At 65.2% G+C, this 10,305-nt stretch carries 12 protein-coding genes; all 12 read left to right on the top strand.

What is annotated here, in order from left to right:
• Nucleotides 1-350: hypothetical protein (locus KBA32_RS14380; RefSeq protein WP_294360224.1), on the top strand; the 350-nt coding region annotated here is incomplete at its 5' end.
• Nucleotide 351: 1 nt separating this feature from the next.
• Nucleotides 352-1,890, top strand: a complete 1,539-nt coding sequence (locus tag KBA32_RS14375) for a hypothetical protein (protein ID WP_294360221.1) — start codon at nt 352-354, stop codon at nt 1,888-1,890.
• Entirely contained in the window at nt 1,887-2,702 is an 816-nt protein-coding gene (locus KBA32_RS14370; RefSeq protein ID WP_294360218.1) for a hypothetical protein, read from the top strand. The genes KBA32_RS14375 and KBA32_RS14370 overlap by 4 nt, the downstream gene beginning before the upstream one ends.
• A gap of 31 nt (nt 2,703-2,733) precedes the next feature.
• Complete coding sequence (locus KBA32_RS14365; RefSeq protein ID WP_294360216.1) at nt 2,734-3,882, top strand: hypothetical protein; 1,149 nt, start codon at nt 2,734-2,736, stop codon at nt 3,880-3,882.
• On the top strand, nt 3,879-4,499 hold the full coding sequence (locus KBA32_RS14360; protein WP_294360212.1) for a DUF2634 domain-containing protein: 621 nt from the start codon (nt 3,879-3,881) through the stop codon (nt 4,497-4,499). Before KBA32_RS14365 ends, KBA32_RS14360 begins: the two co-directional genes overlap by 4 nt.
• Nucleotides 4,499-5,614, top strand: coding sequence for a baseplate J/gp47 family protein (locus KBA32_RS14355; protein WP_294360209.1), 1,116 nt, complete (start codon nt 4,499-4,501; stop codon nt 5,612-5,614). Before KBA32_RS14360 ends, KBA32_RS14355 begins: the two co-directional genes overlap by 1 nt.
• A gap of 3 nt (nt 5,615-5,617) precedes the next feature.
• On the top strand, nt 5,618-6,982 hold the full coding sequence (locus tag KBA32_RS14350) for a hypothetical protein (protein ID WP_294360206.1): 1,365 nt from the start codon (nt 5,618-5,620) through the stop codon (nt 6,980-6,982).
• A 48-nt stretch (nt 6,983-7,030) separates the two neighbouring features.
• On the top strand, nt 7,031-7,474 hold the full coding sequence (locus KBA32_RS14345; protein WP_294360204.1) for a hypothetical protein: 444 nt from the start codon (nt 7,031-7,033) through the stop codon (nt 7,472-7,474).
• Between the two features lie 12 nt (nt 7,475-7,486).
• On the top strand, nt 7,487-8,416 hold the full coding sequence (locus KBA32_RS14340) for a hypothetical protein (RefSeq protein ID WP_294360201.1): 930 nt from the start codon (nt 7,487-7,489) through the stop codon (nt 8,414-8,416).
• A 20-nt stretch (nt 8,417-8,436) separates the two neighbouring features.
• Nucleotides 8,437-8,754 (top strand): hypothetical protein, encoded by a 318-nt coding sequence (locus KBA32_RS14335; protein WP_294360199.1) that lies wholly within the window; start codon nt 8,437-8,439, stop codon nt 8,752-8,754.
• A 15-nt stretch (nt 8,755-8,769) separates the two neighbouring features.
• Nucleotides 8,770-9,864, top strand: a complete 1,095-nt coding sequence (locus tag KBA32_RS14330; protein ID WP_294360196.1) for a hypothetical protein — start codon at nt 8,770-8,772, stop codon at nt 9,862-9,864.
• Between the two features lie 56 nt (nt 9,865-9,920).
• Nucleotides 9,921-10,305: four helix bundle protein (locus KBA32_RS14325; RefSeq protein WP_294360192.1), on the top strand; the 385-nt coding region annotated here is incomplete at its 3' end.

The raw sequence follows: 10,305 nt of genomic DNA, 5'->3' as shown, positions 1-10,305 counted from the left end.
CGGTCCTCATGCAGAAGGAGGTCATGCGCGAGAACCATGCCCACTTTGGGAGCTGGGACGACGCGCTGCGCGCCTATAACGGCGGCTGGGATCGCAGCAGGTGGGGCAACAAGGAAACGCGCGGCTACGTGCCGGCGATCCACTCGAAGATGGAGCGCGGACCGCAGGTTCCTACGCCAATGCCCGACGATGCCGTTGCCGCCCGGCGGGCCGCAGACCAGCAGATGAACATCCGCGGCAGCTTCGACCCGTTGGCCATTACCCTGACGCTACCTGACGGCACGCCGGTCGCGCCGCCGCAGCACATAAATCCGCGTTTCAGCACGCCCACCTTCGGCAGGCCTTCCTGACATGCCCAGCCTACTCGACGCATCGCCACAGCTCTCTGTGCGGCTTTACAAGACGATCTCGCGCAAGACGGTCGACGGCAAGTCGGCCGTATCGGCGCGCTACGAGGGCGCGGAAGAGTTCATCGACCTCACGCCGTACCTGAACCTCGGCTCCGCGGTTCGGACGTCGAAGTCGATCCGTGAGCCATCCGGTGCCTTCTCGATCACGTTCGCCGATAAGCCGAAAGACTCGGCAAGCGGCGCGTTCCTGTCGGGCGCAGCGAGCGCGATGGAGTCGGTCTATGGGTTGGTCGAGCCGATGGACATGGTAGAGATCAGGATGTGGGGGGGCGTCGGCTCGAAGCCGGCCGAACTGCCGATCAAGATGCGCGGCTTCGTGACCGAGGTGCAGCGCGCCCAGACCATGGGGCAGGACGGCCGCCCGCAGCGGCAGGTGGTCATCACCGGCCACGACTACGGGAAAATCTGGCAGATGTATCAGGTGGTCTATCTGGCTGCCTACACCGACGGCAAGCCGCTGCTCACCAACTTCGCCATGCAGGAGCTGTTCGGCATCAAGGCGGTGAACACGCTGCCCGCCGGCGAGTTTGTTCGCACCATGGTGGAGAAGGTCATCAACCCGTTCATCGCCGGGTTCATGCCGGAGAACACGTCGATGCCGACCGCCATCCTGACGGGCGACTCGGTGTCGGTCGCGCACGGCGTGGTGAACAACTCGTACCAGAATCAGCAGGGTTCGATCTACGACATCCTGAAGTTCCACGGCGACGTGGGGCTCTGGAACGAGCTGTATGTCGAGGACCGCGCAGACGGCGTGCATTGCGTCTATCGGGCCGCGCCGGCGCTCAAGATCGCGCAGGAGAAGGAAGACCCGAAGGACCGGAAGATTCAGGAGGACGCACCGGACCCGGTGGTCGTTTCGGTACCGGCCTCCCGGATCAAGAGCATCTCGAGTGCTCGGACGGACGCGACGGTGTTCAACTTCTTCTGGACCCGGAACGCGCGCTACGATCTCATCGACGACCAGCAGCGCCAGCTCGCCACCATTCCGGCTGGCGACTCGCGGGTGTACCTGAAGGACTACCCGAACGCAGACCCGAAGTATTACGGCACCCGACCGCTCTACAACGAGACGCAGCAGGGCGACGACGGCATTTCGAACATGACTTCAGGGCTTGCCCGAACCGAGCAGGACCAGCGCGCGAAGCTCATGGAGGCGTGGATCGACAAGCGCCGCCGGCAGGCGATGGAGATGAATCAGGACAACGTTGTGCTCGAGCGCGGATCCGCGGTGGTCAAGGGCGGACCGATGCGCGAAGACGGCGAATGCATGAAGGCGGGTGACTACGCTCGCTTTCAGATCGGCAGCCTCGAGCATCTAGCCTACGTGACACAGATCGATGACGAATTCCTGCCGTTCCAGTCCTACACGACGACGCTTGTGTTCGAGCGCGGCGAGGGCTTCGTGACGCGGGCTCGCATGGAGGGCGGGGCGAGCTCGCCGTGGCTGGCTGAGCAAACCGCAGGAGGCATCCTATGATGCGCGTCGGGATCGTGGTGGCGACTCACCCGGAGGACAACTCGGTCGATCTGGTGATGGCCGATGACGGCTCGCGCCTTGTCGGCGTTCAGGTGCTGTCGACGTCCGCGTCCGCGCGCAGCGGCACGGTCGATCTGCCGGAGGTGCCGGCCGGCGGCGGCGACCGATGGGATGTTCGGCGCACGAACGGGCAGGACCAGAAGGCGCTGGTTGCGTTCGCCGGCGGCACGCCGGTGGTCGTCGGCTTCCTGTTCCCACAGATCAACCAGATGACGCTCAACGATCCGAAGACGCGGCTGTTCCGGCACCAGTCGGACGTCGTCTCGGTGATCGACGGAAACGGGAACATCGACCTGCGCCACCCGAGCGGCTTCGCTGTCAGGATCGGAGAGACGCCGGACCATCTCGTCCCGGCCGGGATGAACGCTGACGGCAATCTTGCGCTGGACCGCAACACCGGCCGGCAGGCCTACATGCGGATCAGCACCGCCGGAAACACGGCCGTGATCACGGTGTCGCCAAGCGGAGCGGTCCGCATCGAGTGCCAGCAGACGCTGGACATCGACGCGCAGGGCGCGGTGACGATCAAGACGCCGGTCAGTGTGACGCACGACGCGCCGGACACGATCTGCACCGGCAACCTCGTAGTCTCCAAGAGCCTCACGATGGGCGCCGGCGGCGGCACGGCCACAATGAACGGCTCGCTGAGCATCGTGGGTGGATCGGTCACGCACAACGGCAAGAACATCGGCGACACCCACACCCATGGTGGCGTCCAGCCGGGCGGCGGCAGCACGGCGGCGCCGAACTGATCGGCCGCTGTCGTGATGTCAAACTGGCATCATGGCTGCACCGACTGATCAACGCGCCGGGGTCCGCCCGATTTCGTTCCTGCTTGATGCCGGCAGGGGGAGCCTGAGCGACCCGGTCATGCTCAAGGTTCGCCCGGAAGACCTGACCCGTACCGAGCCGTCACGCATCACCGTCCATCAGACGCTTGGGCGGGACCGCTCCGGCTGGGCCGACAACTTCGGCGCCGGCCTGCCGACGGTGACGATCGCAGGGCACACCGGCTGGCGCGACACCGGAACCGGCGAGGACGGCGTGAAGGCGTTCGAGCGCCTGAACACGCTCGTGATGCAGAGCTATCACGCAGCCAAGCAGGCGGCGATCACATCCGGACTGGATCCGGCTGCGGTCAAGCTGATTTTTGTCGACCTGCTCGACAACTTTGCGTGGAACGTCGCGCCGATGCAGTTCACGCTGCGGCGCTCGAAGTCTCGCCCTTTGCTGGTCCAGTACAACATCGTGCTGCAGGCGATCGATACGTCGGCCGACAGCCCGCTGCGCCTTCCGGGCCCGTTTGCCTCCTTGCCGGCCGGTCTGGACAGCCTGATGGGCTCGATCGAGGCTTTCGCGCGCGCGATCAACGACGTGATTGAAGGCGTGAAGAACTGGATCGACCGCACGCTGGTCGCGCCGGTGCGCAGTTTCCTGCTCAAGACCATGCAGCTCTACCGGACCGTCTCGAGCACGATCCGCAACGGCCTGAGCATCGGAGATCAGCTCATCGGCGTGGCTCGGATGGTTACGGCTGCGGCGATGAACATCTTCCGGACGTTCTCTGCGGTCGCCAGCATTCCGTCGCTGGTGAAGGCGAAGTTCATGGAGGTCGCGGCCGAGTACGGCAACGTCTTCTGCCTGCTGAACAATGCGCTGCGCGGAAAGCAGGTCTACGAGGACTTTTCGTCGCTCTACGGCTCGTCCTACTGCTCGTCGACGACGGGCGGCCGGGCGCGCAGCGCGCTTGCCAATGCGAACGCGTTTGCCGCGATCTTTCCGGCGCAGACTTCGTTTCCGGTTCAGGTTACGCCGGCTGCGCGCACCTCGATCGCGGCTGCCGCGGCAACGGACGTAGTTATGGCGCCGATGTCGAAGGCTGAGGCCGGGGGCCACCTTCGCGCAATTTCTGACGGGATGGTTGTCGCATGAGCACGCCTATCGATCGCCCGCTGCAGGGCTATCGCTTCGTCGAGACGCGCCACGGCGACACGCTGCAGGCCATCGCCGCGCGCGAGATGGGCGACGCGTCGCGCTGGCCCGAGATCGTCTCCTACAACCGCCTGCTGCCGCCGTTCATCACGGACGATCCGTTGCTCGCGGGGCCGGGCATCATCCTGTCCGGCGAGCCTGTCCGGATCCCAGCGCCGGCGCCGGCAGCCAATGCGTTCTCGAACCCGGACGCGACGTTCCTCGCGGACATCAAGCTCACGAACGGGCTGATCGATGCGGACGGGGCTGGCGACATGATGTTGTGCGAAGGGCTGCCGAACTTGCGGCAGGCGCTGGTTCATCGCGTCGTCACCGAGCGCGGCGAGCTGATGTACCACCCGGGTTACGGGTCGCTCATCAAGCGCCTGTTGGGAACGGTCAACGGGCCGACGGCGAGCCTTCTGGCGGCGCAGTACGCGCGCGCGGCAGTCGAGTCCGACGAGCGGGTTCAGGAGGTCACGGAGGTGACCGCAGAGGTGGTCGGCGACACGGTCAACGTGTCCGTTCGCGCGACGGCGATCTCGGGTCGGGTCGTCGCATTCACTGAGGGTATCTGATGTTCCAGATCAAGGACTTCGCGTCGATTGCCGCGTCCTGCATCAACTGGATGCGTTCGACGCAGAACAAGCTCACCGACTTCTCGGTGGGCTCCGTTGCGCGCACGATGCTCGAGGCGCCCGCGATTGAGATCGAGGAGCTGTACCAGCAGATGTTCATCGGCCTCAAGGAAGGCATCCCAGTTGCGACCTACAGCAGCTTTGGTTTCGAGAAGCGCGCGGCCGAGCCGGCGGTCGGTGTGATCCGCTTTACTGCAGGCGATCCGGCGCACGCCGGCCTCGACATTGCGGAGGGGGTGCGCGCCAAGAACGCCGCCGGCACTCTGCAGTTTCGCACCACCGCCGCCGCGTCAATCCCGGCGGGCGCCATGTACGCCGACGTTCCAGCTGTGTGTGAGACGCCGGGGCTGGCCGGCAACGTCGCGCCGGGCGTCATTGCGGTCCTGCAGGACGCCGTCACCGGCGTCTCGTCGGCCGCGAATCCGGCCCGGTTCTTCGGCGGCAAGGAAATCGAGTCCGATGACGAGCAGAAGGCGCGCTTCGCTGCCTTTGTCGCGACGCTGCCGCGCGGCACAAAGGCAGCCATCGAGTACGGCGCCAGGATGGCTGTCGTCGTTGATGGGAGCGGGCTCGCGATCGAGGCCGTGCGCCACGCCTTCATTGATGAGCCTTACCTGGACAACCCGCTTGCTCCGGTCGGTTTGGTCGATTGCTTTATCCACAATGGCGCTGGCGGCACGTCTGCCGCACTGGCGGCCGAGGCGAAGAAAATTATCGACGGCTACCGCGAGCCGGACGGCACGCCCGTGCCAGGCTGGAAGGCTGCCGGCGTGATCGTCAATGTCTATGCAGCGCAAGAGGTAGTGGTGGCGGTCGATGGAGCGCTGTCAGTGAGTGAGTACGCCGTGACCGCGACTGCCGCCGCGCAAGCTGAAGCCGCTATCGCTGCCTACTTCGACGGCCTGAAGATCGGAGCCCCGGCCTACGCGTCCGAAATTATCGCGGCCGTAATGAACGTCGACGGCGTGGTGAATTTCCAGATGACGTCGCCGGCCGCGGATGTCGTTGTGGCACGCCACCAAAAAGCCATGCTCGGCGCCGTCCAGTTCGGGTGACATATGCGACTCGCGGATAAGTTGCTGCAGTACCTGCATAGCGCCTTCGACAAAGATCCGGGGGCGCGTGTCGCGCTGCGCGTCCGCTACGACGGCGCAATGACTTGGCATATTGCCGACCGAACGCTATCAACCTTGACGACGGGTGGCAGCGGGTCGGATCTGAGCATCCCGCTGGCCGACCTAACGATTGCCGAGCTGGCGAACATCGTCTCCCAGCAGCCTGGCTACTCGGTCGTCTTCGTGGATTCTGACCTCTCGAGACGCGGCGCAGCGTCGCTGCTTGATGGCGAGTCGGATCAGGCGGCCAGCAATGGCGACGCGCTGTATGCGCCAGAATCGACCGCTTATCACATCCTCGACGCGCTCTCCGTTGAGCTGGAGGCGGCGAAAGCGGCTATTCAGTCGATGCTCGAGCAGTTATCGATTCGTACAGCCGGCGCTGACTGGCTGGATGAGATCGGCGGATATTACGGAGTGCCTCGCGAAGCTGGCGAGAGTGACGAAATATATGCGCGGCGAATCGTCGCGGATACATTGCGCCCCAAGGGCAATAACGTCGCGATTGAAGAGGCGATCGCTGCGCTTCTTGGGGGTTATGAAGCGAGCGTGACCGACGCGCCGATGGCCGAGGTGACCACATATTGGCGCGCGGACGGCGTGGTGCGCGCGGACGGCACGCGCCAGGCGGACGCGATCGTGCGGCGCCATTACGGACAGTTTGATGTGCTGGTTGGTTTTGATCTGATGTCCGCCGAGTCACTGACGGAGCTGTCTGCGCGCGTGCGGCGCGCCGTAGAGGGGTTTCGCGATGCAGGCACGCGGATGCGGCAGATTGCGATCGAAGGCCGAACTGAAGACAGAGCAGGGGCCAGCTCGGATGCGGTCACGCTTGCTACGGCGCTGACCGAGAGGGTCGATGTCCGGCCCGCCATCCGACTGCAAGCTGATGGCTCCGTGCTTGTGGGCGAGGCCATTCCATTGACCGCAAACGGGCAAGCGCGGGCGGATGGAACGCTAATGGCGAGCGGATACACCGTCGGCGGAACGCCGCCTGCCGCAGACGATGATGTGTCGCTGATGAGCGTCGAGGTCGCCACTGATGTGCGCGATAGCTATGCCGCGCCTGTGCTTGCTGACGGGGCGATTTTTGCTGACGGGTCGGCGTCCGCCGCAGGGAAGCGCGACTTCGCCATTGACGCAGCGTCGATCACGGCAACAAGGTCCTGGCGCGCAAACGGCCTTCACTCGGCAGGAGATGGCGCTGTCGTTGCGAACGGCAACGACAGGGCGGACGGCGTGCGCCGCTGCGGCGCCGAGGCGCTCACCGCTATCGGATCAGTCTCGTCTGTCTTTTCGCTGATTTAGCGACTGTCGTGACGCTAGGCTCGACTCAGTCATTTGTCTGGGCGAGCCATGCGAATCATCGACCAATCCGCGCACGCGCGCGGGATCTTCACCCTGAATGTTTTTCATCGCGGAGAGCTGATCGATCAGTTTTCCGACGACAACCTGATCGTCAACCGAGGGCGCGAGAACGTTGCGCGGCTGCTCGGCGGCGCGAGCTATGACCACCGGATCACGAAGATCGGGTTTGGAACGAACGGCAGCGCAGCGGCCCCTGAGAATACCGCGCTACAAGGCGCTCACATAAAAACGGTCGACGCTGTCAGCTACCCGGACGCCTATTCGGTCTTGTTCGGATTTTCGCTTGGCGCAAGCGAGGCAAACGGACTGCAAATTCAGGAGTTCGGGCTGATTACGCAGTCTGGGCTTTTGCATGCACGAAAAGTTCGCGGCGGCATCCTGGTCAAGGACTCGGATCTCACGCTGAGCGGCACCTGGAAGCTCATGTACTAAAGAGGACACGAAATGGCAAACCTGACCGAAAGCGCAGTATGGGAGAGCGGCGTCTACCAGATTGAGACTGGGGACTACCTGCTTGGCGGGGCGAACGGCACCCTGAACGTGCAGCCTAAGCAGCTCGCAAACCGAACTCGGTACCTGAAGGCCATCACCGACGAGGTGATTGCGGCTCGCGGCAGCTCGGGCACCCTGGGCGACCGCCTGTCTGGCGTTGAAAACAACGTGGCCGGCCTTGACCCCGACATGCAAAATGCGCAAGTCGCCGCCCTCAAATTCGCCCTCACCACCGCCGCCCACGCCAACTACTCGGTCCGCGCGCTCAAGCAGCAGATCCAGCAAGAGGGCGAGATCACCATCAGCAACCGGGGCGTGGTATCGGGCTGCAGCATCACCAAGAGCACCACCGCGGCGCGCAACCTGTCGATTGCCGCCGGCAAGTGCTTTGCCAGCGGGCGCGTGTACTCGGTGGCCGATGGCGTCAACGCCGCATCCGTGCCGCCCAACACCGGCAGCGGCAGCGTCGTGGTGCAGGCCTACCTCTACCAGGACGTCGCCATGCTCTGGCGCCTGGCGGTGACCGCGATCGGCCAGGCCGTGCCGGATGGGGCGATCCGCATCTACAACGTCACCATCCCGGCCGGCAGCACTGACGCCACCGACCCCAACCTGACCAACGTCACGCTCACCGACGTGCGCCGCATCGAGGCCAGCTTCCCCAGCCTGCTCGACAACCCGGCAAGCACCTCGATTGCCATCAACCCCCTGGCGGCCAACGACTACCGCGTCGACTTCGACGTGGTGTCGGCGGTCGGCGGGCCGTGCCCGCGGGAGGCGATCACCGTCGCAAGCCGCGCCACGAACGGCCTCACCCTCGAGCTGGCCAGCGCCGCCGACAGCGTGCGCGTCCGGTATCGCGTCAGCAAGCTCAACAACTAACCCAGCAGGAGCCCATACCCATGGCACAAATCATCCTGAAAGCGCCCGGCCAGCCTGTGGCCGACTTCTCCGTGTCCGGCAACACCGTCGTAGTGGCCGGCATTGCCATCGACTGCGAAGCGCGCCAACGCGACACCGCAGTCACGGTCGAGATCCGCAACAACGGCGGCACGCCGGGCGAAGGCGGCGACGGCGCGTATGTGGCGCAGATCGCCATCCCCGCACGCCGCTTTGAGGAGCACGAGATCGACGACGAGCAGGGCACCCTCACCGTACTGCGCGACCCGCTTCCGCTCGACCCGAACGCCGTCGAAATCACCCTCTGGCCCACCGTTTAACCAGGAGCAACCCTTATGCCCACCATCTTCCTGAAGGATGACCTGCGCGCATCCGTCGAAGCCGCCACCGGCGGCAAGTGCACCGTGCTGTACACCGCCGCCGGCCAGCCCAGCTACATGCGCGTCGTGCCGCGCTTCAACGTGCAAGACATCGACGCCGGCCTCGGCTCGGGCGTGCACCCGGCCTTCGTCGTCGGCGGCACCGAGAAAAGCGAGATCTTCATCGGCATGTACCAGGGCGTTCGCAAAAACAACGAGCTGCTCAGCCTGCCCGGCATGGACCCGGCCGCCGCGCGAAACCACGATCAGTTCGTTGACGACGCCCGCGCCTGCGGCCCCGGCTGGCACGTCATGACCAATGCCGAATGGTCTGCCCTGCAGCTGTGGTGCTGGAAGAACGGCTTCATGCCGCGCGGCAACACCAACTACGGCGCCTCGAGCGACGCCGCCTGGGAGACCGGCCGCCGCCAAGACGGCCTGGCCCCCGGCCTCAACAGCGGCGCGGCACGCACGCTTACCGGATCGGGCCCCGTGTCGTGGAACCACGACAACACCGCCGCCGGCATTGCCGACCTGAACGGCAACGTCTGGGAGTGGTCGCCCGGCATGCGTATCGTCGCGGGCGAGATCCAGATCATCGAGAACAACAACGCCGCGCTCAACGCCACCGACTTCGGCCCCACCTCGGCCGCCTGGCGGGCGATCAACGGCGCCACTGGCGACCTGGTCACGCCCACGTTCACCGGCTCTATCGGGGGCGGAGACTATGTTCCGACCACCACCAACTCGGTGCGCTACGCCACCAGTGGCACGGCCAACTACAGCCTGGTGCGCGCGTCGGGGCAGAGCTTCGAGGGCATGACCAACCCCGGTGCCGCGCCGGTGGCCGCGGCCGCACTGCAGCTGCTGCGCCGCTACGGCCTGTTCCCGGTGGCCAGCACCGGCCTGGGCGGTGACGGCTTCCATGTGGACGTGACGGGCGAACGGCTCCCGATCCGGGGTGGCAACTGGGACCGCGCCGCGACTAGCGGCGTGTTTGCGCTCAACCTGCTCTACGCGCGCTCCATCGCCTACTCGGGCATCGGGGCTCGCCCCGCTTTTGTGCTCTGAAATCTGAAACCTGAGATCTGACGGGGTGGGCGATAGCCCGCCCCTTCCCAACGCCAATGTCACGCGCACTCCCAACCGATCGCCCCGCCCGCACCGACGACCTCCTGATCCGTCAGAAGGTCGAGGCGATGATCGAATACGGCCACATCGCCGTGCGCCAGTTTCCGAAGATGGAACGCCATGTTCTGGGCGCGGAGATCCGGCACACGATGTGGGCGCTGCTGCGCTTCGTCGTGGTGTGCAACAAGCGCTACCACAAGAAGACCACGCTGCAGGACCTGGATGCAGAGCTCGACCTGCTGCGCTGCCAGGTGCGCGCGGCGGGCGCCTGTCGTGACCGTAGAGTCGATCCGTCAAGAATGCTCTCAGGGTCGCGTCATGATCACGTATCACATGGGCTGGAGGTTGCAATGAGTGAGCCTGTGTCCGCAGGGTATGTCG

This window comes from Propionivibrio sp. (genome assembly GCF_017995515.1).
Lineage (GTDB): Bacteria > Pseudomonadota > Gammaproteobacteria > Burkholderiales > Rhodocyclaceae > Propionivibrio.
This window is presented reverse-complemented; position numbering and strand designations above follow the sequence as displayed.

Excerpts from the sequence above, each read along its gene's own strand:
- KBA32_RS14375 (WP_294360221.1), top strand. The coding sequence starts at position 352 with ATGCCCAGCCTACTCGACGCATCGCCACAGCTCTCTGTGCGGCTTTAC.
- KBA32_RS14370 (WP_294360218.1), top strand. The coding sequence starts at position 1,887 with ATGATGCGCGTCGGGATCGTGGTGGCGACTCACCCGGAGGACAACTCG.
- KBA32_RS14365 (WP_294360216.1), top strand. The coding sequence starts at position 2,734 with ATGGCTGCACCGACTGATCAACGCGCCGGGGTCCGCCCGATTTCGTTC.
- KBA32_RS14360 (WP_294360212.1), top strand. The coding sequence starts at position 3,879 with ATGAGCACGCCTATCGATCGCCCGCTGCAGGGCTATCGCTTCGTCGAG.
- KBA32_RS14355 (WP_294360209.1), top strand. The coding sequence starts at position 4,499 with ATGTTCCAGATCAAGGACTTCGCGTCGATTGCCGCGTCCTGCATCAAC.
- KBA32_RS14350 (WP_294360206.1), top strand. The coding sequence starts at position 5,618 with ATGCGACTCGCGGATAAGTTGCTGCAGTACCTGCATAGCGCCTTCGAC.
- KBA32_RS14345 (WP_294360204.1), top strand. The coding sequence starts at position 7,031 with ATGCGAATCATCGACCAATCCGCGCACGCGCGCGGGATCTTCACCCTG.
- KBA32_RS14340 (WP_294360201.1), top strand. The coding sequence starts at position 7,487 with ATGGCAAACCTGACCGAAAGCGCAGTATGGGAGAGCGGCGTCTACCAG.
- KBA32_RS14335 (WP_294360199.1), top strand. The coding sequence starts at position 8,437 with ATGGCACAAATCATCCTGAAAGCGCCCGGCCAGCCTGTGGCCGACTTC.
- KBA32_RS14330 (WP_294360196.1), top strand. The coding sequence starts at position 8,770 with ATGCCCACCATCTTCCTGAAGGATGACCTGCGCGCATCCGTCGAAGCC.